We start from the raw sequence: 21,563 nt of genomic DNA, 5'->3' as shown, positions 1-21,563 counted from the left end.
ACCTTATCCGACTTGACCCAACCCATCTGACAAAACCATTTCTCCCTGCACATACATAATCTTTAAAAGACCAATTTTTCACAATGCATATATATAAGTCATCCCTTAACAAAGGTCGGCGTACACCCGTTCAAAGGTATCCTCAAGCTCAATGAATGCCTTGATGACATCCGGGTCAAAATGACTGCCGTCGCCTTCCAGGATGATCTTGCTGCTGGCAATATGAGAAAAGCTCTCTTTATACGGCCGTTTTGACCGCAGCGCGTCATACACATCGGCTACAGCCAGAATACGCGCCGAAAGAGGGATTTCCGTCCCTTTTAACCCGTCAGGGTATCCTGTTCCATCCCATTTTTCATGGTGACTGCGAGAGATTTCAATCCCTGTTTTAATGAAACTATTGTGAGAATACCGCTCATTGACGGATTGCAGCAGGTTATATCCGATCATGGTGTGAGTCTTCATGATCGCAAACTCATCAGGGGTCAACCGGCCCGGTTTTAGCAGGATATGGTCAGGGATACCGACCTTGCCGATATCATGCAGCGGACTGGCATGTGAGATATTATCAATATAAATGGGTGAGATTTGACCGCTGTAACCCGGCATTCCCGCCATGTATGTCACCAGTAACCGGCAGAAATGTTGGATACGCTCTATATGACGGCCTGTATCTTTGTCGCGATACTCCGCCAGTTTAGCCAGCGCCAGAATGGTAGCCAGTTGTGAATCAGAAATTTCATTTACCTGCTCAATAACCTTTTCTTCCAGGTTGTGATTATATTCTTCCATCAGGCGTTGGAGGCGGGTCAACCGCAGGTGGTTTTCTACCCGCACCCGCACTTCTTCCAATTGGAAGGGTTTGGTGATGTAATCCACTCCCCCCACGGAAAAGGCTTTCACTTTGTCCAACGGTTCGGTGAGCGCGCTGATAAAGATGACCGGCACCTGACTCAGGTTCGGGTTTTGTTTAAGCCGGGTGCATACTTCATAACCATCCATCTCAGGCATGGAAATATCTAACAAAATCAGATCAGGCACCTGTTTTTCCGCTGCCTTCAGGGCTACTTTTCCTTCCAGAACGGGCCGAACTTTATACCCCTGTTGTTTCAGCATAGCCGACAGCACCTGTATATTTGCCAGTGTATCGTCAACGATAAGAATATCTGCCGTAGAAGAGGGCGTTTCTGTTTCGTTACCCAAAGTCAACTCCCTTCTTGAAGCAGATGGATGATATCGTCATATTGAAGTTTGAGCGCCATTTTGTTGATTTCGCTGGCCACAGACAGGTTATTCTTCTTGATTTGCTCAATAGACTCCAGAAGTACGTCCAGGTCAGCGCTGGAACAGGCGGAAATCAACTGTTTCACCAAATCCGGTGGGATGGATTGGATATCGTCGGATAGCAGTGATTTCATGGTATTCCCCTGTTGTATCGGATCCGGCGCTGGATTTTCTGCGAAATATTCAAACTCCAATCCGAGACAATCGCCAATCATATCAAACAATTCCTTTTCCCGAATTGGTTTTCGCAGATATCCATTCATGCCTGTATCGAGGATTTTCTGTTTCTCTTCTTCAAAGGCACTGGCCGTGGCGGCAATGATGGGCACAGGTGAACCGGTTTCCGCCGCTCGGATACGGGTTGTGGCTTCCAGTCCGTCCATTACCGGCATACGAATATCCATGATGATCAGGTTTGGAGACCAGCTTTGCCAGGCATCCAGGCATTCCTGACCGTTGGCAGCTTCCCGGGTAATAAATCCAACCTGAACAAGCAGAGAGGAAAGCAGCTCCCGGCTTTCCTGCACATCATCAACGATTAATACCCGGTATTCAGACGCAGAGTCTTTGATTTTCTTCACTTTCTGAGGTGATAGTTGTTTCGATTGAGGAGCATTCGGAGCTGCCTGCACGGCAATTTCCAGTTTAAAACAGCTGCCTACCCCGGGTTCGCTGGTCAAATGGATTTCTCCATTAAGCATGCGGGCAAATCGCTGGCTGATAGCCAATCCCAATCCCGTCCCCCCCTCAGCCTGACTTCCCTGTACCTGTTGGAAAACCTGAAAAAGGTTCTTTTGATCCTCTGTGGAAATACCAATACCGCTATCTTCCACCTCGGCGATCAGATGCCATTCGTTATTACCGTAAGAATTTGCATAAAGCCGGCACCCGATTTTTCCCTGCCTGGTGAACTTTACGGCGTTCCCGATCAGGTTTATTAAGATCTGCCTGAGTTTGCTTTCATCAGATATGATGTATTGAGGAACGTCATCGTCGATCCTCACCTCAAATTCGAGTTGTTTTTCATCCATGCGCACCTGAAACATAGCCTGCAAATCATGCATCAGGTGGTAAATATCAAAAGTCGATATGTTGACGGTTGCCCGTCCAGCTTCAATTTTGGATATTTCCAGAATGTCATTGATGAGTTCCAGTAAATGTTCACCGCTGTGTTGAATGGTGGTCAACTGGTGATGCTGCTGGGGAGATAAACCAGTGTCGCGTAATAAGAGCTGAGAGAATCCCAGAATGGCATTCAGCGGTGTGCGGATCTCATGCGACATATTCGCCAGGAACTTACTCTTTGCCAGGTTGGCTTCTTCTGCCTGTTTCTTAGCTTCTTCAAGAGCCCGGGCATCATTTCTCTGCTGAGTGATATCACGGGCAATACCCACCAGTCCGATTACCTGATTCTGATTATCACGCAAAGGGACTTTGGTGGTCATGATCCAACGAGCATTTCCGGCTGCATCGATCATGGGTTCAACAATATTAATCAACGGTTCACCGCTCTCAATTACCCGTTTATCATCGGCCATGTATCGCAAGGCCAATTCGCGGGGAAAAAAGTCCAGGTCATTTTTACCCAGTAATTCGTCTGGATCTGTAACACCCATCATCTGCGCATCGCGCAGGTTGCTCAATGTGAAACGACACTCACGATCGCGGGCAAAAATCTGGTCGGGGATATTATCAATAACAGTACGCAGAAGGCGGCGCTCTTTATCCAGAGCATCTCTTTCAGGCGTTTTATGCAGCCAGATATAAACAGACAACACTATATTGAGGATAGTAACCAGTAACAGCACGATAACCGGTAAACTGTATTGCAGATAAATGGAGTTCAACAATTCCATTAATTCTTGAATTGTCCTACCTGGCCAGATTTTTTTGTTATTCCGGTATTTCCATCCTGAAAAGCAATGAATTAATTATGCACATATCAAGAGTGAATCATGTGATTATTTAAGATAAATTAAGCACAATTTATGAAGAATTTATCTTGAATAGTTTCCCATCTTATTTTTCTCTGCCAGTTTGTTAGACTGGCAGAGATTACAGTTGCTAAAATTGTGAATCCCTTAACTCAACCATTCAACTGCTTCATCCAAAGTCTTCCGCTTGCGGGCGGCCGGATGTTCATTGGCAATTCCCAGACAGACGGAGGCGATCAGTTCGGTTTCTTCACCCAGCCATGCGCTGATTTCATTGCAGGCAGAGAATACGTCACAGACCCATAGTGAACCGATTCCCAATTCGTGAGCTTCCAACAGCATATTTTCAATAGCAGCTCCGACAGACTGGATATCCACTATATCAGAAAAATTCTGGCTGATGGTTGACGCCAGCCAGGGTGCCTTCCGGTTGGGGCGGAAAACAAACACATTAACCGGTGCCTGTGCCATGATTTCAAAAGAATGGCGGGCACCGGCTACATTTTCTCCTTCCTTTTCCCGGTTGTCCAATGCCTTTTTCAATACGTCAACCATCTCATCCCGCTTTTTCCCCTGTACAACATAAAACTTCCAGGTCTGGCGGTTCGCTCCTGAAGGGGCGAGCAGACCGGCCTGAAGAATACGCCGTAACGTTTCCCCGGGAACAGGATCATTTTTGTATTTACGGATGCTCCGCCGTTCAGAAATAACATCAAAAACTGACATGATTCCTCCATGTTTTTCCGCCGATGTAGACTGCTTCGGTTTCACCGGTATGTAAAGTTGAACAAGCATATCACCTACCTCGTTATATGGAAGGTAATATTCAAAACCCACCGCCTCTGCATCCAATTCCATACCGGCATCAGTAAACCACTGACTATAAACTTCCTCCCCTGTCAGGTTCAGGGTCGCCAATGTGCAATCAAAAACGGCATAATGAGCGGCTGGCAGGGTTCGTTTCACGAATCCAGCCGGGAGTTCCGTATCGCCGGTTACAGCCACACCTGCCAGATAAACTGTCTTCCCCTTCTCTCCAAATGAGGCACCATAACTGCCTGCATCTGAGCTTATTGCATGCAGCCGGGAAGCCACTGGCATGAATTGCTTATTCCACACTCCAGCATAATCAATCTCACCCAGTTGTCCGCAGGATGTCACCCCTGCAAGAACAAATGACTCTCTATCAACAAAACGAGGATTCAGCATGGTTATCCCTCCAAAGAATTTGCCGGCCAGCCTGTTCAGTGTAGAGGAAATTTTTTAGTATGTCAATGTTATTAGAAAATATTTTTTATAATCAGTACGCAATTGTTTCTTGCGTCTCATTTCACGAGGCATACTGAATCCTCGTCAACTTCGTTCATCAATAAGCTGGTCTTCAACCTGTTGGGGGTAAGTCGCATCCTTTCAGGTGAAAGGTTGATTACACCCCTTCTTCTGCAATACTGTGATCAATTTGCAACAGTTCAATGGGTGCACCATTATCTTCAATAAATGCCACCATCACTCCAGCACTGGGACTGTTCGGCTCGATGATCACATGTTTCCCCCTGATCGCTTCTGCCAGGTCATCCACTTCAAATGCCACATGCGCCACTGTTTTTACAAGTTCAGGATAGGGAGCATCATCATCATAGCGCATCCATTCCACGCCATAAGGGTTCCGACCATAGCCGCTAACAGCAATTTTCAGGTTCGGAAGGTATTTTTCATCTTTTAGAGCTGTCTTTACCGGAATTCCCAAATGATGATATTTCATTTTTTCTCCGATGCAATCCTGATGATCTTGTAAATTAATTTCAATGATAACCTGATTCATCAGGTAGTCATTCATTATCTCTCAAAGAATTACCCTTTTTTATAAAAAAAGGAATGGACGTTCATTTCATCAGACAGTCTGCAAAAATATTTCTTTCCTGGCGAAAAACCAGTTAACTCAAATTAACTCAAAAATCACTGTATCCATTCATTCTTTCAGTCCGTATAATTATGATAGTTAACCAGGAGGACACAATGGTCCAAAATATTGTACTGGCTTTGGTCTTTGGGGGGATGTTTACCCTGGTCTTCGGTGGTATAGGTTTTTTCCTCCTATCCCAATACCGGAAAGCTCAACAGGAAGTGGATGAAAGCCAGGGCTGGCCTGAAATTGCGGCAGAGATCACCTTCTCAGAAATTGGTGAACATACACCATCGCGTTTTGAAGATCAAGACAGATCGACCACCTATGAACCAATCATCCATTACAAATATTCTGTCAACGGTGTGGATTACGAAGGGAAACGGATTGGCTTTACAGCTGGTGGCTCTATTTCAGGCACAAAAGGATATGCAGAACGATTTATCAAACGCTATCCTGTAGGGAAAATCGTCACAGCGTATTATGACCGCCGCAAGCCATCAGAATCAGTGCTGGAAAAAAATATTCAATCTCAGGGTGGTTTGATATCTATAACAGTGATCTCACTGATTCTGGGTCTTGTGTCTCTTGTGATTACAATCTGGGTGATTATCCGTCAATTGATTAGTTGAGAAGGAAATCTGATAATCATTTTCAAGAAGATTGCAAAAAGCTGGTATTCTATAATTGAATGCCAGCTTTCACCTTTGCAGCTTTTCTTCGGCTTGAAACCACAATTGCTCCAGTAGAAAAAACCATAAAGAGCAAATCATCTTCCTCTGTTTATTGAGATACAGATTTCCATGCTGGTTGTCTGGACAACATGGCCCGGGCAGATTCCCTTGCGACCTTTGCATCAAATCCTTGAGTGCGGATGATAAACTCAGTCGTGCCTTGCAATTTTTCATCAAAGGATTGCATGGAACCATCCGGCCGGGCACAATGTATACAATAATCTTTTGATACATCACCCAGCGGAAAGTCTTCGGGTGAGTTCATGGGCATTCCGCAAGAAATACACACCTTCATGATACGCTCCATTTTTTAAATCCTGTCAAACATCTCCAAGGCGCGAGGGAGGCACGAAACAACACCTTTTATCCCACTGACCGTCAGTGATAATAAAATAGTATCTCGCAGCTCATCACGAGTGCCCCCGGCCGATTTCAACATAGGCACATGGGCAACAACGGCATCTACATCTCCCTGCGATGCCTTAATCCCGATATAGATCATCTGTCGTGTTTTGGCATCCATACCAGGTTGTGCAGATATAGCCTGGATCAATCCGTCAAAAGCCCGTGCAACTTCCGGAGCTTCGTTCTTAAAATAAACCATCGGATTTACTGTATCACTCATCGTTTTTCTCCTCTTTCCTTCTCTGTCATTAATTGGCAGAAGAAATCATATGCATGAAATGATCAATCAACATGGAACCACAGGTTTCAATAACGGATTTTTCCGGTGAAAACAGATCACGGTTGGTCAGGTAATAATGGACCAGACCAATCCACGTATTGAAAAGAAGTGCCATCGACATAGGTTTGATCACACCGGCATCCATTTCTCGTTGAGCTGCCTGATTGATATGAAATGAGACCGCAGATTGAATGGAAATCATCGTTTCACGGGCAATCGGTGGAAGAGACCGAGTTTCGATTACAAGTTGTGTGTAGAATGCCTCGTCTTCCCTGATTCCTTCCAGATGTGCTTTCAAAACATCTCGAAGAGATCCAGAATTTCGAGCCATATCATGCGTCCGCTGCCCCATTCGAATACCGAAATCATCGATTACGGCTGCCACTAATGTTTCCTGGGTTTTGAAATGGACAAAAACAGTCCCATGGGATACCCCTGCAGCTTCGGCAATGTCAGACATTCGGGCAGCCATAATTCCTTTTTGTCCAAATACAATATGTGCTGCTGACAGCAGTTTTTCGCGGGTTTCATCTTTTTGTATTTGTCGAATTGACCTTTTCATTATATTGACTCTGTAGTCATTGACTGTATAGTCATTATATACATTTTCAGAATAATGTCAATGGGAATAATCTATTCACAGGTATTTGCATCGATACCCGGTCAAATTGCGTATATAGCATAAAAGAGATGATCGAACGATTCACAGGAGAATTCTCATGTCTGAAAAGATTTTAGTAACCTATGCCACAAAATATGGTTCCACCCAGGGAGTCGCGAAGGCAATTGCAGATGAACTGCAATCAAAGGGTTTTCTCATTGACTTTTACCCTGCCCGTGAGGTTAAATCGTTGTCCGGATACGATGCCGTTGTACTGGGATCGCCTTTATATATTGGATCATTCCTGAGCGATGCCAGCAGGTTTCTCTCTCGGTTCAAATCTGATCTGGAACGAATTCCCTGCGCCCTGTTCGTTCTGGGACCACTGGAAAAGAATCCCAGAGACATGGTGGAAGTCCAGGTTCAATTAGACAATATCATGAACCGTATTTCCTGGTTCAAGCCCATGATTGTGGAGATTTTCACCGGTGCTATGGATATTGAAAAATTCCGGTTTCCCGATTCTCTGTTAAAAATCATGCCTGTCGGTAAAGATAATCCGCTGTTTAAAACCTACGACGGTCGTGATTGGGAAGCCATAAGAGCCTGGGCTGATTCTCTTCCGAAGATTTTTGAAAAGCAACCCGTATAAATAAACAGAACAGGATAGCAAATTATTCTTCCTGGCATTGCCTTCCATGATATGGAAATGATTCGGTAATCGCAAATTTCCGGTAAAATCGACTTAATAGTATCAAGATCACGATCAGGGAGAAAATGTGATGCCAGGAAAGATTCTAGTTACCTATTCTACAAAATATGGTTCCACAGAAGAAGTGGCAGAAACAATAGCCCGAATTCTGAAGGAAAAGTATTTTACGATTGATTTTATGAAGGTAAAAGAAGTCTCGAATTTGAATGGTTACGATGCGATCATTTTGGGTACACCGATTTACGCTGGCTCTTTTCTTTCGGAAACCAGGAAATTTCTAACACAATTCAAAGAATCCATAGAAATTATTCCAACCGTTTTATTTATTCTCGGGCCTCTCGGAAATTCTCCCCAGGAGATGCGCGGGGTTAAGGCACAATTATCAACCAATCTGGGAAAATTCCCCTGGTTTAAGCCAACAGTCATAAAGATTTTCTCTGGAGCCCTTGATTTAAAAAAGCTCCGTTTCCCGGACTCATTGATAAAACTTTACCGCTCGACTCCGCAGAACAAAATGCAAAGCAGCGATGCCCGCGATTGGAAGGAAATTCAAGCCTGGGCTGGTTCTCTGCCGGATTTATTCCATATGAATCTCTGATTAATATCTCTCAGGCGAACAAATTGAAAGAGGATTGGTCTGCTTTGCTTGACCAATCCTCTTTTTACTACAGACACTCACCGCGATCGCATTTTCCATTTCCGTTGGTATCTACATATCTGCGGCATCGGCCGGGGTATGAACAACTTTTATGACAAAGAATTGAACATGCAGATGAGGTCTGACTATTTTCGGTAATTTCGGTTGGACTGGGTTTCTGAACTACCGGCACAGGAGTCTCTGTAATTTCAAATGTTGCTGAAGATGGTGAAGCAATGACACTCTGCCCTTCTGCTGTAGTTATGAGCTTTCCTGAAGATACGTTTTGGGATGTTTGTTCTGTAAGAACATCACTAATCAGCTTATGAATATTCACCACACCAACCACAGCACCAGCACCTAATACAGCACTCAACTTGAGAAATTCACGCCGTGATGACTGTGCTGTCGATTTTGACATTGTTCCAGCGACAACCACCGGACTGGCATCATTGGTTCGACGAAAGATATACTTGTCTGCTACACTGATGATCCATTTTCTATGCAAAATCAATTTGAACAACAGGGCAAATAATGTGATAACCGATAAGGCAACATGTAAGTTTTTCCAGAAGGAATAATCAATAAATGTCAGATTCAACCAGGTTGAGATGATCAATCCTGTAAAAAGGATATTGAAAAAGCCAAGCCCAATCAATGCATCCAAAATCAAATTCACCTTCGCAATCAGGCTGGTTTTCCCGAAGAATTTGCTGACTACGGTAGAAATCCATTCCAGATGACGGAAGAAATGAATCAGTATAAATAAACCAACAATAATCCCCATCCACTGGTGTATCTCAACACCGGTAATATCCGTAAAAAAAGAGACCATAAATCCGAGGAATGCTGCTGCATCAATCCACCAATTTACTTTTTGCGTATTCATATAAGCTCCTGAATATTGTTTCATTGAGCTTATGGTAGTTTTCAGATGTGAAGAACCTGTGAAGTTCCTGTAAGTATCCAATACGAAAACTTTAAAAAATATAAACAACTATTCGCCTTTATGAAACCCATATCCACCTGTTACAATAATCTCAATAAATTACGGGTTTGAAAGAATAGTGTTGGATGTACTACAAAACCCATTTTTCACGGAAAAGGGATGAGTGATTATCAATTTGAGTGCGTAGACAATCCCAGGTCACTTTTAGATCTTCGGAATCTATATCTGAATGGTTTACCACATTCACAAGATTATTTTGTTGAATTACAGGTTAAACAAGCCCGATGGTACCTGATCAAATCTGGTTCTACACGAACAGGTTACTTTATCCTATCGAATGATGGCTGCTTGCTGGAATACTTCATGCTTCCCGAATGGGCAAATCAGGAGGATGTTCTACTTGGAAACCTGATAGAGAAATATTCCATCAGGAAAGCCCTGTGTAAAAGCTATGATGCATTTCTACTTTCATCTTGTTATCAATATCAAAAAAAATCCCGGGCTATCGGAATTCTCTTTCCTGAAATTCAATCACCCCGGCAGGCAGTCTCACAATTCCCTTTCAGCATCAGACATGCCGTTCCAGCAGATGAACCAATGATTGTTTCGATTAATGAAAATGTTTTTGATTCCGCGAAAGAAGTGATGGAATATATAGAATCCAGTCAAATTTTCCTGTATGAAAAGGAAAATGATCTGATCGGTTTTGGCATCTATTCGCAAATTATTGAAGGCCGTCCTGCCAGAGATATTGGCATGCTGGTTGTTCCGGCATTTCGTAACAAGGGGTATGGTTGTGCAATTCTTCAACATTTGATCCAATATTGTCGACAAAATCAATGGCCGCCTCAGGCCGGATGTGATATTGAAAACACAGCCTCGAGACATTGCCTTGAAAAAGCCGGCTTTATTCCCCGTTATCGTCTCCTCGAATTTACTTTTTGATATTCCTCACTATATTTTTTCAAAGAAAGCGAAATCCCATCATGGACATAAAAGAATTTATACGCCGAATGCCAAAAGTGGAACTCCACGTACATTTAGAAGGTTCCATCCATCCTCAAACGTTATTGAAACTGGCGGAACGGAATAATGTGACACTGCCTGTTCAAACCCTCGATGGTCTAAAAGATTGGTATCAATTTACAGGATTTGATCATTTTGTTGAAGTCTATCTGTCTATTTGTAACTGTATTCGAAATGCCGATGATATGGAACTGATCACCAGTGAATTTATCAAAGATCGGGCAGATCAGAATATTAAATACAGCGAAGTCATTTTTACACCTTATACTCATCTGACTCATATTTCGATGGATGACCAACTTGCCGCCATCAATCGTGCCCGCCGCATGGGCGAAGAGAAATACGGTGTTAAGATCAATATGGCGCCTGATATATCCCGTGAGATGAGGCCTGTTGAAAATAGCTTTCTGGTGGCTGATTGGGCAGCCAGAAACCATAATAATGGAATTGTCTCACTGGGTCTGGGTGGACCCGAAGTAGGCAATCCGCCGGAAGTCTTCACATCCACATTCAACCGCATCGTGGCATCTGGTCTGCCAGCCACTCCACATGCAGGCGAGACAGAAGGACCACTAAGTATCTGGGGAGCCATCAAATCCCTGCGGGCTGTGCGGATTGGTCACGGAGTCCGCTGCCTCGAAGATCCCTCTCTCGTTGTCTATTTGCGAGAGCATAAAATTCCTCTGGAGGTATGTCCTTCCAGCAACGTGTGCCTGAAGGTAGTCCCCAATATGGCAGCTCATCCATTGCCCCGACTTCTCGAAGAGGGACTGATCATCACCCTCAATTCGGATGATCCGGCCATGTTTAATACAACACTTACGGATGAATACCTACACGTTAATGAAACGTTTGGATTGGATGAAAAACAAATCCGGAAATTGCTATTGAATGCTGTGGATGTTTGCCTGCTGCCAGAAAATGAAAAGAGCCGTCTTAGAGAAACCATCCAGAATGGTCTGGATCAGTTGCAAAAAGAACTGAGTTGAAAGGCCTGATCATTCCGGCGTATATGGGATGATCGGCAGGCTTTGGATATTATTCCGGCCGGATGCTTTTGCCATGTATAAAGCTTCATCGGCTGCCTTGACGAGCACCGTTGTGGTGACACTGGCAGTAAATTCGCCCCACCCCACCCCTGCACTTAATGTAACAACCGGTGCCGTAGACGATGTTGCATGCGGAATAGCAGCTGAATAAGTGTCTTCCAAAATGTTTTTGGCAATCCGTTCGGCATCCTGTAAAGAAGTATCCGGCAAAATTACGATGAATTCTTCACCTCCATATCGGCCTGCCAGATCACGTTTTCGATGAACTGAAGCAGCCAGTATTTTGGCCACTTCTTTTAGGCATTCATCCCCGGCACTATGGCCATATGTATCATTGAACTGCTTAAAATAATCAATATCAAGCATGATAATCGCCAGCATATCCGGACGGATCTGGTTCAGGTTCGACAGGTATTTATCAATTTCTCGGCGGTTTGCCAGACCTGTCAGGGCATCCAGCGAAGACAATTCAGATAGTTGAGTATTTTTCTCGGCCAACAAACGGCGTTGCAGTCTTTCCTGTAAAGATATCAGAAAACTTCTTCTTTGACGCTGTTCCAGCTGATAATTCGCCAATAATGTCATAAAAATGCAGGCAAATAAAAATGAAGCATTTGTGAAATGAACCTGTGGAGGGAAAAATGGATCAACAGGATAAAAAAAGATATACAAGATAAATACGATTAACGATGTGGCACAGGCGTACCAGAATTGTAGCTTGATAAAGATATTGCCAAATACCACGATCAGCATAATTCCTGGAAAATAAAGATCAGCTTCACGTGTATTACTCGTGTATACAAGAAAGACAATACTGACGCATACTCCAATTGTTATGATTGATTTGAGTATTTCTCGTACCCATCCGGGGATCTTTTGAAACATCAAGATTGTCAGGGTAATGGCTATCGGTGTCACAATTCCCAGTCGAATAATGAGTGCAAGATCATAAACATCACGCAAGACTCTTCTATCTAAAAAGATAAAAAGGTCATAAATCAAAAGACCAATCATTCCTCCCACTAGAAGAAATAAACGAGTACGTTCAATTACTTCTTTATAAAAAATCTGCTCGAGAACCGGGGGAAATTGAATATGCTTCCGCTCAGACCTTAATTCTGCATCAACAGTTTCTGCCAGAAGACAATTCGTTTGAAACGAATTGCCATCCAGAATATCAGCCTGTTTCGTTTTCTTCCTGTTAGGAAAAGGAAAGAATTTGTCCAATCATCCACCTCTAAGCTGATACAACCCGATTTCGGCCGCCTGCTTTTGCCCTGTACAAGGCGGCATCTGCTTCTTCCATTAATGTATGTATATCGGTCTTCCCCGAGACAATTCCTGAAGACACACCAGCACTGATGGTGACACATGTATCATTTTCCGAACCCGCATGTGGAATTTGTTTCGAATAGATACTGGATCGGATTTTCTCTGCTATTTCCATCCCGGCCGATAAATCTGCATCGGGCAATAAAGCGACGAATTCTTCTCCACCAATTCGTCCTATCAAATCTCCTTTCCGTTGAACTACTCTGCGCATTTCATGAGCTACATGCCGCAGACATTCATCACCGGCGAGATGACCGTAAAAATCGTTATATTTCTTAAAATGGTCAATATCCAAAACAATAGCAGACAATTGGCTGGGATGGGGTTCTTCCGCCAATCTGTCAATGAAATCGTCAACTTCCCGCCGATTTGCCAGTCGTGTCAATGGATCCGTGGATACCATGCGTGTCAACCGACGGTTCTGAGCAAGTACTGCTTCCTGTCTGATCCGCTCCCGCAGTGAAAACAGATAACTCATCCGCTGCTCGTATTCCAGTGTGTAATTGGTATACAGTGTAAGAACAATACATGAAAAGAGCATGGTTGTATCCACCATCCTGATTTCGGGGGGCATTGCTTCCAGTGATGGGTAAAAAAACGTATAAGAAATGAAAAGAGCCAGAGATGAAGCCACTGCATAGGTGAATTGACATCGTAAAACAACGTTTGCGAAGATGACGATAAGCAGAAAACCCGGATGATAGAAAATCTTGTTCGGATTCTGGCTGATTGACATAAAGTAGATTAATGAAATTCCTATAAAAAAAGTGAGTACTGGGAGAGACATTTCCCGAAATTTTTCCTGCACACCACCATAAATCAACAAAACCAACAGCAAGAGAACGGGGGTAATAACAAAGAGACGAATGCTGGCAACAATGGTAAAAATATCAGATAACATCGTCCTGTCTGTAATCAGGAAAAAATCATACATAAACACAGCGATCAACAGACAAATGGCCACCTGTTGCTGTCGGTAAGGACTGGTTTCCCGCAAAAAAAGGTTTTCCAATTCTTCAGAAAAATGGAGTCGTTTGAAACCGGTATCCAGCAGCCTATCCACCTGACCGGAGAATTCTGATAGTTTCCCTCTGGAAAGTGAACTATCTGGAGTGATACTGGAATTGGTAATGGAAAAAAGTGAATGTTTCATTAACAGTAGAATACCTGAAACAAATAAAGAATAGAGTATAAATAGTATAAAGAAATTGAATTGGCTATCAATAGTTTTAACCGTTGGTTAATTAAGATTCAATTCATAAAATTTTATAATTTGTAAAAAATTTTTTTTGAAAATTCTGACGATTTAGAAGGGAGATGATCATTATGAACTATCGAAAAGTTGCCATGGAGCACGATAAAAAGATCGCCCTTGTTGCTCATGATAACAAGAAAAAAGATTTGCTCGAATGGGCAAAATTCAACCGCGATCTGCTGGCGCACCATAAAGTATATGCTACGGGCACCACGGGAGAATTACTCGAAAAAGAACTCGGGTTCAAAATCAATAAATTACAGAGCGGCCCTCTCGGTGGAGACCAACAAATTGGAGCCAAGATCACCGAAAACAAAATCGATTTTCTCATTTTTTTCTGGGATCCGCTCGAGCCTGTTCCCCATGATCCTGACGTGAAAGCCCTGTTACGCATGGCAATGGTCTGGAATATCCCTACCGCCTGCAACCGGTCGTCGGCAGATTTTATGATCTCATCTCCATTAATGGATGGTGAATACGACCGGCTCGTGCCGGATTATGAATCATATAGAACACGCAAGATTCCCCAGGTAAACTCATAAGTCTCAAAAAAAACGGGAGAGCCACACACACCAGCTCTCCCGTTTTTTCATTTGAAAGTTCTTTTTTTTTCACAATATTTGCCCTTGAACAGGCAGAAGATCTTTTTCAATTTGTTTCCGGTCTAATGGTTTTGAAAATAAATAACCCTGACCGTAATTACAACCAAATGATCGTAAAACTTCTTTTTGTTCCAATGTCTCGATTCCCTCGGCATTTGTATCCATACCCAGGCTGTGAGCCATCCGAATTATGGCATGTATTAATTCGAGATATTTCTGACCATGGCCTACTTCAGCAATGAAAGATCTGTCAATCTTAATAGTATCTACAGGAATATGCTGGATATAGCTTAGCGAAGAATATCCTGTTCCGAAATCATCAATCTGCAAATGAATACCAATTTTTTTTAGTTCTTCAAATGTATTCGAGTCAGTTTGCTGTTCACCTAATAAAACGCTTTCTGTAATCTCCAGCTTCAATAATTCAGGCTTCAAGCCAGATTTTTTTAAAATTTCCATCAGTCTACGTATAAAATCGGGTTGTGCGAATTGTCGTCCGGATATATTTACATTCATGGTGAGTTCACCTAACTCCGGGAAAAGATCAAACCATTTCTTTAATTGTGTACATGCTTCTTCTAATACCCAATAACCAATTTCAATTATTAAACCGGTCTCTTCTGCAACCGGAATGAATACACCCGGTGAAAGCACACCCAGCCTTGGATTATTCCAGCGGATTAATGCCTCAAATCCTGTGATATTTTCTGTTTTTAATGAATAAATTGGTTGGTATTGTAAATAGAATTCGTTATATTCAATGGCATAACGCAATTCATTCTCTATCATTACCTTATGAATCGCCTGCGTTCGCATTTCTGGATTGAACACTTCAAAGCGTGATTTACCGGCTTCTTTTGCATGATACATGGCAATATCAGCATCTCGCAGGATATCACTCGAATTTTCATATCCTGCCAGACTGATCACAACACCAATACTTACGGATATATAAATCTTTTCACCACAAATTTCAAAAGCTGGTCGAAATTCCCGAAGGATCCGATCTGCAGTGAGCAAAGCGTTTTCTTTTTCATCAACATTTTCCAACAGGATAATAAATTCATCGCCACCCAATCTTGCAACAGTATCACTCACGCGAACACAATCACGCAACCGCTGGGCGACCTGGATTAATAATTCATCACCGACTGAATGCCCTTTTGTATCATTAATTTGCTTAAATTGATCCAGATCGAGAAAAAGAACAGAGAATGCATCTTTTTCATACCTCTTCGTATGGTTGATCGCCATATCGAGGCGATCCAAAAAAAGCCCTCGGTTGGGCAGATGGGTCAGGAAATCATGAAGAGCATCAAATGCCAGGCGTTCTTCGGCTTTTTTTCTTTCTGCAATCTCAAATCCAAGAACCTGGTTGGCTGTCTCCAATTCGACAGATTGTTTTTTTACCATCCGTATAGATTGGTCCACCTGGTTAAACAAACGCCGGATTTCAATATTCGAGATAATTTGCCGCAAAACAACCAGTACCCAGATTAATAAAGCTACCAGAGTCAGTTGGTGATAGGACATTGGAAGTGATTTTGTGCTGCTTTGATACATCATCCCTATTACAACCAGCAACCAGATAACCGGATAATAAGAAAATAATGTATTGGCGGCATCCGAAAGAGTGGATGAGATCTTATCTGTTTCGGTAATCTTCCGGGCGATCATAATTTGCCAGACAGCCGCGATCCAAATCAAGATATTTTGAAGTAACCAACCTGAATCAAGAATATCTCCTGCTTTATATGTTCCAATTATGGATTGGACAACAAACGCACTATCTGTTATGACCATCACGATTGCACCAATTGAAATCAGTACAAGTGGTCCACCAGCCCTTTCATGCAAACGGTTATACGTCAGAATCAACATTCCCCACAGAATCAACAGATCGCCAATAGGGTATGCATACGCCAGGAAACAATCCTGAAATGAGACATCAGCATGAGTTATGATCGAAGGACCAAGCAGGTAATTCCAAAAAACTGCCAACAATCCTATGGAAATGGCAGAAAAATCGATTGTCCGCTTGATCCAATAACTGGATCCATGTTTTTGAACAGGGAAAAGGACAACAGCAACAAAAAAGAGTGGGTAATATAGAAGATAGAAGAGATCAGCGATAGAAGGATAGGGATAAATATGAAATCCCAATTGAAGAACCGCCCAGATCGTATCACCAAGAACTGTGCATAACTGAGCTAATGCCAGAAAAAACCATGCCCTGGCAAGCTTTTTTGAATATTGTTTTGTGCGATTCGTGGCCAGAAAAAGAGCTATCAGGCTGCCCAATCCAACCAAAGGTGCTTCTACATCAGAGACTACCATTCGAACATCTTTATCCAATGACAATTGGATAAAGATGATATGAAAGATGATCACTAAGAAGATGATCAGACAGGTAAGTATAAATGGCCGGAATCGTGTCTTTTCAGTCATATTCTTTCGACATCTACCGATAGATGATTTCATTAAACCATTAACTAACTTCATATCTGGTTTTTATTTATCAATTTTATAGAAAATTAATCATCCAGATCGGTGTCGTAACACCGGTCTGGATGATTTTGCACTATTATTGTAGTGGAATTTGGCTTCAGTCTATTTATATGCGGCTTTGATAATCTGTTCAGTTTCGTCCAGAGATAATGTGTACGGATCCATTTTGAACAATCCTGCCATGGCATGCCGCGTATTCTCTGCCAGAGTAGGAATTTCATCCAACTTTACTCCAAAGGCAGACATTTTGAGGTTATCTACATTACAGGCCTTCTGGAGTTTCAGTAATCCTTTCACAAAGGCTTTTGCACCATCAGCTGGTTTTAAGCCGTCAACCGTTTCACCCATAGCACGCGCCATGTCGAAATAACGCTCTGGGGCTTTATCCAAAAAGAAACTATGGTAAGCCTCTGAAAGCATGATCAGTCCCGCGCCGTGGGCAATTTCGGGATGGTATGCACTCAAGGCATGTTCCATGGAATGTTCAGACGTACAACTGGAAATAGATTCAACCATGCCAGCCAGTGTGTTGGCCAGGGCGACCTGGGTTCGGGCTTCGACATTACTCCCATCTTTTACGGCATCAGGCAGGTATTTTGCCACCAGTTCAATACTCTTCAACGCCATAACATCACTGACCGGTGTAGCAATCGTGGCCAGATAGCCTTCAACGGAATGAAAGAAGGCATCAAACCCCTGATACGCCGTCAATTCTGGTGGAACTGTCAACATTAATTCTGGATCTACTATAGAGAGCACCGGAAATGTATGGATATTGCCGAAGCCGATTTTTTCATGGGTTTCCTCTTGAGTGATGACCGTCCATGGGTCAGCTTCTGTTCCTGTTCCGGCCGTGGTGGTGATGGCTACTACGGGCAGAGCTCCATTCGTGGTCGGAAGTCCTTTTCCGGTTCCGCCACCAACATAATCCCAGTAATCTCCCGGATTCTTGACCATCACAGCAATGCTCTTGGCTGAATCAATGCTGCTCCCGCCTCCCAATCCAATAATGAAATCGCAGCCTTCTTTCCTGGCCAGATCAGCAGCTTCCATCACATGAGCCTTGATCGGATTCGGCAGGATTTTATCGAAAACCACATAGCTGACACCCTGTTTCGTCAGTAGAGACGTGACCCGGTCGAGGTAACCATTCTTTCGCATGGATTTCCCGGCAGAAATAACAATCAGAGCTTTTTTGCCGGGAAGGTTTTCAGTTTCCAATGCATTCAATGTTCCGGCCCCGAAAAGAATTCTCGTGGGGATGTGGTATGTAAAACTCATGGTTCCTCCGTTATATTCCTTGGACAAATGAATACACTCTTGATCATGATTTTACATGACATTCCAAGAGAATAGCACCGGTTGTATTACCTATATTAATCCATTGTTGAATAACAGTTGCTGATCCTGTAATAATTCTTTCCCTGGTCCATCAGCCACAATTTTTCCGGCGTTCATGACGATCATCCGGGTTGTCAATTGGTCCACCAATTCAAGATCATGAGTGGCGATAAGCAGTGTTTGCGGCAATCGTCCAAGCAATTCCAACAATTCACGTCTGGCTCTCGGGTCCAATCCCGCCGTCGGTTCATCAAATACAAGTATGTCTGGATTCATGGATAGGACCGTGGCAATGGCTATCCTTTTCTTCTCACCGCCTGACAGATGATATGGATTTCGATCAGCATATCCCTCCATCTGAACAGCCGCCAGGGCTTTTTCCACCCGTGAATGAATTTCCTCTTTTGGTAATCCCTGATACCGGGGGCCATAAGCAACGTCATCATAAACTGTAATAGAAAACAACTGGTCATCTGGATTCTGGAAGACAACACCCACCCTGGCCCGTATCTTTTCAAGATGCTTGCGATCACATTCCATACCATCAATAATGACGGAACCTTCACCGGTGAAAATTCCATTGATATGCATCAGCAGTGTTGACTTACCGGCCCCATTCGCGCCGACAATACCAATTTTCTCACCAGGATATACAGATAAATTGATATCTGTCAGTGCATTCTTCCCATCTGGATAGGAAAAGGATAATTGTTGTATTTTGATCAGAGGTTCCACAAGAATTACCTGCCAGTAAATAGACTAAAAATAAACACAGCCAGAATCATCATACAGGAGAAAACAGTAATCCATTGGTCTTTTTTAGACAGATTCGTCGAACTTACTGATAGCGGTTCTCCGGTATATCCCCGGGAAAGCATGGCGGCATACACACGCTCGCTTCTTTCAATGGATCGAAGGAATAGACTTCCGGCCATATTACCAGTCACTTGCGCACGCCAGAGTACAGAGCCGCCGCTGTGATATGGTTTTCCTATTTGTGTACTACGGCTGGTTCTTGCTCTCATCATGCGGGTAACCTCATCTACAATGACAAATAGATACCGCCACATCAACTCGATAATGGAAATAAGTATCAATGGAACGTGGATTTGCCTGAAACCTTCAATAATGCTGGAAAAGGGTGTCGTTCCTGTCAACACAATGGCAGCTTGAACCGACAGCCACGCCTTCAGGGTAATACTGATACAACGCTCCAATCCAACCAGGCTAAATGGGACTTGCACCCTATTTAGAAGCCAGATATGGTTAACAGGTTCCGGCCCCCAGAATATTAGCGGAATGGCGGAAAGAATGAATGGAAGAGCAAAAAGCGATCGTTTAAGAACATACCTGATACCAAGCCTGGATAACATAATGATAGATATGAGAATCGAGAAATACAGAATGAAGCCAGTCCAGGTTCCAGCCGGAGTGAGATTGACAGCCAAAATGAAAACAAGGGTGAAGATGATCTTCACCCTTGCATGAACTGTATGGATGAGACTATTCCTATCGCGGTACTGTTCCAGCAAATTATTCCCTCTGGTTATTCCTGAGTGGCAGAATGTTTCTCCAACCGGGCAATTCCGAATGCCACACCAAAAACAATCACTGCACCAAGTATACCAGCAACAATTGTGGAAATATTTGGATCAGAAATCCCCGGGAAGGCATAATCAGGCATGATGTTGTAGAAGGCAGCCCGGGCCATTTCAAGGAATCCCTTCTGTTCTGCCACCCATTCCAATCCATCAGGATGACTGGAAGCCAGTGGAGATAGAATAGCCAGAACCACGGCGATGATTCCACCACCGATCAGAATACCTTTATTTCCATTTAATTTCTTGCTGGATTTCTCAAACAAATCTTTACGAGTGGCATAGAGGAAAGCCAGGGCACCAAGTGTGATCAGCGCTTCACCAATTCCAATAATGGCATGAATGGCACCCATTGCAGGAACAGCGATATTCGCTGGTGAGGTGCCAGAAATGGCAAGTTCCAGAGCACAGGCTAAAGAGGCGATAAAAATGGATGTCCAGGCTGCCAGACTTCCAGAAACAAATAGTCCCCACTTTTGTTTCCCAAAAGCTTTTTGCAACAATTGGAAAACAGCATAAGAAACAAATACACCAACCACGCCCATATTAAAAATGTTGGCACCTAAAGCCAACACGCCACCATCCTGGAATAACAGAGCCTGAACCGAAACAACAGATGTCATCACCAGTACGGCCGTCCACGGGCCGAGGAGTATGGTAGCAATGGCAGCTCCCAATAAATGTCCGGAAGTTCCGCCTGAAACGCTGAAGTTTAACATCTGCCCGGCAAAGATGGCTGCTGCCAGAACACCCATTAATGGAACTTCACGATCACCCAGTTCATTCTTGACTTTACGTAGTGCAATGGCGATCATGGCAATGGAAATAATCCACATGATGATGGATACAGCTACCGAAAGGAAACCGTCCGGTATGTGCATTGGATGTACGACAGAGAAGAGCATTGTTTTTCCTCCTATTTATTCATGTAACACGCTGTTTTGCCGGCAGTCAAATTATAACGCGATTTGTTGCATTTGCGAATATATGCAGGATATAATTATGGACAGAGAGGATAAATGAAGACGTCATCGGTTGATCAAATTATTGCAGATTTACTGGGTCAAAAACAATATCATTACACATCACAACAAATATTCGAGCAGATTAGAACCCGTTTGCCTGCTGTCAATCGGTCAACGGTATATCGATCATTGGATCGGTTGGTCTCTCAGGGAAAAGTCTCTATCTCTGATATTGGAACTGGATCTCTGGTGTATGAACTTGTGGGTAATGGAATGCATCATCACCTCGTCTGCCAGCATTGCCATCAGATCATTACTATTCCTGCAGACGAGATCAATCCGTTGTTTTCAAAAATTGAACAGGAAAGTCATTTTCAGATCATTACAAATCACCTGATCCTCTATGGAATCTGTCCGGGATGCCAGAATAAGAAAGAACTGTAAAATG

General features: G+C 43.2%; 22 protein-coding genes. 7 read left to right on the top strand and 15 right to left on the bottom strand.

Going from position 1 to position 21,563, the window contains the following annotated elements; translation table 11 throughout:
• Positions 1 to 105: 105 nt before the first annotated feature.
• The 4 genes from LTAR_RS02300 to LTAR_RS02285 form a co-directional block, all read right to left on the bottom strand.
• Positions 106 to 1,203 carry a response regulator gene (locus LTAR_RS02300; RefSeq protein WP_062420541.1) on the bottom strand — a complete coding sequence of 366 codons (1,098 nt, stop codon included), beginning with the start codon at positions 1,201 to 1,203 and terminating at the stop codon, positions 106 to 108.
• Positions 1,204 to 1,205: 2 nt separating this feature from the next.
• Entirely contained in the window at positions 1,206 to 3,140 is a 1,935-nt protein-coding gene (locus tag LTAR_RS02295; RefSeq protein WP_062420540.1) for a PAS domain-containing hybrid sensor histidine kinase/response regulator, read from the bottom strand.
• 225 nt (positions 3,141 to 3,365) lie between these two features.
• Positions 3,366 to 4,427, bottom strand: coding sequence for a nitroreductase family protein (locus LTAR_RS16800; RefSeq protein ID WP_081419761.1), 1,062 nt, complete (start codon positions 4,425 to 4,427; stop codon positions 3,366 to 3,368).
• 217 nt (positions 4,428 to 4,644) lie between these two features.
• Complete coding sequence (locus tag LTAR_RS02285) at positions 4,645 to 4,980, bottom strand: VOC family protein (RefSeq protein WP_062420621.1); 336 nt, start codon at positions 4,978 to 4,980, stop codon at positions 4,645 to 4,647.
• Positions 4,981 to 5,234: 254 nt separating this feature from the next.
• On the opposite strand from LTAR_RS02285, the gene LTAR_RS02280 reads away from it, so the two are divergent.
• Positions 5,235 to 5,753 carry a DUF3592 domain-containing protein gene (locus LTAR_RS02280; RefSeq protein ID WP_062420539.1) on the top strand — a complete coding sequence of 173 codons (519 nt, stop codon included), beginning with the start codon at positions 5,235 to 5,237 and terminating at the stop codon, positions 5,751 to 5,753.
• A 151-nt stretch (positions 5,754 to 5,904) separates the two neighbouring features.
• On the opposite strand, the gene LTAR_RS02275 is transcribed toward LTAR_RS02280, so the two are convergent.
• The 3 genes from LTAR_RS02275 to LTAR_RS02265 are packed head-to-tail and all read right to left on the bottom strand — an operon-like array spanning position 5,905 to position 7,102.
• On the bottom strand, positions 5,905 to 6,150 hold the full coding sequence (locus LTAR_RS02275) for a zinc ribbon domain-containing protein (RefSeq protein ID WP_062420538.1): 246 nt from the start codon (positions 6,148 to 6,150) through the stop codon (positions 5,905 to 5,907).
• A 15-nt stretch (positions 6,151 to 6,165) separates the two neighbouring features.
• Complete coding sequence (locus LTAR_RS02270) at positions 6,166 to 6,480, bottom strand: carboxymuconolactone decarboxylase family protein (protein ID WP_062420537.1); 315 nt, start codon at positions 6,478 to 6,480, stop codon at positions 6,166 to 6,168.
• A 28-nt stretch (positions 6,481 to 6,508) separates the two neighbouring features.
• Positions 6,509 to 7,102, bottom strand: coding sequence for a TetR/AcrR family transcriptional regulator (locus tag LTAR_RS02265; protein WP_062420536.1), 594 nt, complete (start codon positions 7,100 to 7,102; stop codon positions 6,509 to 6,511).
• Between the two features lie 157 nt (positions 7,103 to 7,259).
• Here LTAR_RS02265 and LTAR_RS02260 point away from each other — a divergent pair, with 157 nt between their 5' ends.
• A complete protein-coding gene (locus tag LTAR_RS02260) occupies positions 7,260 to 7,793 on the top strand; it encodes a flavodoxin domain-containing protein (protein ID WP_062420535.1) in 534 nt (177 codons plus the stop codon).
• A 130-nt stretch (positions 7,794 to 7,923) separates the two neighbouring features.
• The gene (locus LTAR_RS02255) at positions 7,924 to 8,451 is read left to right on the top strand and encodes a flavodoxin domain-containing protein (RefSeq protein ID WP_062420534.1); all 528 of its coding nucleotides are present in this window, start codon (positions 7,924 to 7,926) and stop codon (positions 8,449 to 8,451) included.
• 67 nt (positions 8,452 to 8,518) lie between these two features.
• Here LTAR_RS02255 and LTAR_RS02250 read toward each other — a convergent pair whose 3' ends face one another.
• Entirely contained in the window at positions 8,519 to 9,379 is an 861-nt protein-coding gene (locus LTAR_RS02250) for a twin-arginine translocation signal domain-containing protein (protein WP_062420533.1), read from the bottom strand.
• Between the two features lie 219 nt (positions 9,380 to 9,598).
• Here LTAR_RS02250 and LTAR_RS02245 point away from each other — a divergent pair, with 219 nt between their 5' ends.
• Both LTAR_RS02245 and add read left to right on the top strand, forming a co-directional pair.
• Positions 9,599 to 10,384 carry a GNAT family N-acetyltransferase gene (locus LTAR_RS02245; RefSeq protein WP_062420532.1) on the top strand — a complete coding sequence of 262 codons (786 nt, stop codon included), beginning with the start codon at positions 9,599 to 9,601 and terminating at the stop codon, positions 10,382 to 10,384.
• Positions 10,385 to 10,425: 41 nt separating this feature from the next.
• Positions 10,426 to 11,454, top strand: coding sequence for an adenosine deaminase (add, locus tag LTAR_RS02240; protein ID WP_062420531.1), 1,029 nt, complete (start codon positions 10,426 to 10,428; stop codon positions 11,452 to 11,454).
• Between the two features lie 9 nt (positions 11,455 to 11,463).
• Here the strand turns inward: add and LTAR_RS02235 are convergent, their stop codons facing one another.
• A complete protein-coding gene (locus LTAR_RS02235; RefSeq protein WP_062420530.1) occupies positions 11,464 to 12,741 on the bottom strand; it encodes a GGDEF domain-containing protein in 1,278 nt (425 codons plus the stop codon).
• Positions 12,742 to 12,751: 10 nt separating this feature from the next.
• Positions 12,752 to 13,999: a GGDEF domain-containing protein gene (locus LTAR_RS02230; protein WP_062420529.1), complete on the bottom strand. Its 1,248-nt coding sequence runs from the start codon at positions 13,997 to 13,999 to the stop codon at positions 12,752 to 12,754.
• 173 nt (positions 14,000 to 14,172) lie between these two features.
• Here LTAR_RS02230 and LTAR_RS02225 point away from each other — a divergent pair, with 173 nt between their 5' ends.
• Positions 14,173 to 14,643, top strand: coding sequence for a methylglyoxal synthase (locus LTAR_RS02225; protein ID WP_062420528.1), 471 nt, complete (start codon positions 14,173 to 14,175; stop codon positions 14,641 to 14,643).
• 69 nt (positions 14,644 to 14,712) lie between these two features.
• Here LTAR_RS02225 and LTAR_RS02220 read toward each other — a convergent pair whose 3' ends face one another.
• The 5 genes from LTAR_RS02220 to LTAR_RS02200 form a co-directional block, all read right to left on the bottom strand.
• Entirely contained in the window at positions 14,713 to 17,151 is a 2,439-nt protein-coding gene (locus LTAR_RS02220) for a putative bifunctional diguanylate cyclase/phosphodiesterase (protein ID WP_062420527.1), read from the bottom strand.
• Between the two features lie 162 nt (positions 17,152 to 17,313).
• Positions 17,314 to 18,492: an iron-containing alcohol dehydrogenase gene (locus LTAR_RS02215; protein ID WP_062420526.1), complete on the bottom strand. Its 1,179-nt coding sequence runs from the start codon at positions 18,490 to 18,492 to the stop codon at positions 17,314 to 17,316.
• Between the two features lie 90 nt (positions 18,493 to 18,582).
• The gene (locus LTAR_RS02210; RefSeq protein WP_201775927.1) at positions 18,583 to 19,287 is read right to left on the bottom strand and encodes an energy-coupling factor ABC transporter ATP-binding protein; all 705 of its coding nucleotides are present in this window, start codon (positions 19,285 to 19,287) and stop codon (positions 18,583 to 18,585) included.
• Positions 19,288 to 19,292: 5 nt separating this feature from the next.
• Complete coding sequence (gene cbiQ, locus LTAR_RS02205; protein WP_062531960.1) at positions 19,293 to 20,084, bottom strand: cobalt ECF transporter T component CbiQ; 792 nt, start codon at positions 20,082 to 20,084, stop codon at positions 19,293 to 19,295.
• A 14-nt stretch (positions 20,085 to 20,098) separates the two neighbouring features.
• Positions 20,099 to 21,055: an energy-coupling factor ABC transporter permease gene (locus LTAR_RS02200; RefSeq protein WP_062420524.1), complete on the bottom strand. Its 957-nt coding sequence runs from the start codon at positions 21,053 to 21,055 to the stop codon at positions 20,099 to 20,101.
• 114 nt (positions 21,056 to 21,169) lie between these two features.
• Between LTAR_RS02200 and LTAR_RS02195 the strand changes: the two genes are divergently transcribed.
• Positions 21,170 to 21,559, top strand: a complete 390-nt coding sequence (locus tag LTAR_RS02195) for a Fur family transcriptional regulator (protein WP_062420523.1) — start codon at positions 21,170 to 21,172, stop codon at positions 21,557 to 21,559.
• Positions 21,560 to 21,563: the final 4 nt, after the last annotated feature.

The sequence above is a fragment of the Leptolinea tardivitalis genome, from assembly GCF_001050275.1.
In the GTDB taxonomy this organism is placed as follows: domain Bacteria; phylum Chloroflexota; class Anaerolineae; order Anaerolineales; family Anaerolineaceae; genus Leptolinea; species Leptolinea tardivitalis.
Note: the sequence above shows the minus strand (reverse complement) of the source record. Positions and strands in the feature narration are given on the sequence as shown.

Excerpts from the sequence above, each read along its gene's own strand:
- LTAR_RS02295 (WP_062420540.1), bottom strand. The coding sequence starts at position 3,140 with ATGGAATTGTTGAACTCCATTTATCTGCAATACAGTTTACCGGTTATC.
- LTAR_RS16800 (WP_081419761.1), bottom strand. The coding sequence starts at position 4,427 with ATGCTGAATCCTCGTTTTGTTGATAGAGAGTCATTTGTTCTTGCAGGG.
- LTAR_RS02285 (WP_062420621.1), bottom strand. The coding sequence starts at position 4,980 with ATGAAATATCATCATTTGGGAATTCCGGTAAAGACAGCTCTAAAAGAT.
- LTAR_RS02280 (WP_062420539.1), top strand. The coding sequence starts at position 5,235 with ATGGTCCAAAATATTGTACTGGCTTTGGTCTTTGGGGGGATGTTTACC.
- LTAR_RS02275 (WP_062420538.1), bottom strand. The coding sequence starts at position 6,150 with ATGAAGGTGTGTATTTCTTGCGGAATGCCCATGAACTCACCCGAAGAC.
- LTAR_RS02270 (WP_062420537.1), bottom strand. The coding sequence starts at position 6,480 with ATGAGTGATACAGTAAATCCGATGGTTTATTTTAAGAACGAAGCTCCG.
- LTAR_RS02265 (WP_062420536.1), bottom strand. The coding sequence starts at position 7,102 with ATGAAAAGGTCAATTCGACAAATACAAAAAGATGAAACCCGCGAAAAA.
- LTAR_RS02260 (WP_062420535.1), top strand. The coding sequence starts at position 7,260 with ATGTCTGAAAAGATTTTAGTAACCTATGCCACAAAATATGGTTCCACC.
- LTAR_RS02255 (WP_062420534.1), top strand. The coding sequence starts at position 7,924 with ATGCCAGGAAAGATTCTAGTTACCTATTCTACAAAATATGGTTCCACA.
- LTAR_RS02250 (WP_062420533.1), bottom strand. The coding sequence starts at position 9,379 with ATGAATACGCAAAAAGTAAATTGGTGGATTGATGCAGCAGCATTCCTC.
- LTAR_RS02245 (WP_062420532.1), top strand. The coding sequence starts at position 9,599 with ATGAGTGATTATCAATTTGAGTGCGTAGACAATCCCAGGTCACTTTTA.
- add (WP_062420531.1), top strand. The coding sequence starts at position 10,426 with ATGGACATAAAAGAATTTATACGCCGAATGCCAAAAGTGGAACTCCAC.
- LTAR_RS02230 (WP_062420529.1), bottom strand. The coding sequence starts at position 13,999 with ATGAAACATTCACTTTTTTCCATTACCAATTCCAGTATCACTCCAGAT.
- LTAR_RS02225 (WP_062420528.1), top strand. The coding sequence starts at position 14,173 with ATGAACTATCGAAAAGTTGCCATGGAGCACGATAAAAAGATCGCCCTT.
- LTAR_RS02220 (WP_062420527.1), bottom strand. The coding sequence starts at position 17,151 with ATGACTGAAAAGACACGATTCCGGCCATTTATACTTACCTGTCTGATC.
- LTAR_RS02215 (WP_062420526.1), bottom strand. The coding sequence starts at position 18,492 with ATGAGTTTTACATACCACATCCCCACGAGAATTCTTTTCGGGGCCGGA.
- LTAR_RS02200 (WP_062420524.1), bottom strand. The coding sequence starts at position 21,055 with ATGCTCTTCTCTGTCGTACATCCAATGCACATACCGGACGGTTTCCTT.
- LTAR_RS02195 (WP_062420523.1), top strand. The coding sequence starts at position 21,170 with ATGAAGACGTCATCGGTTGATCAAATTATTGCAGATTTACTGGGTCAA.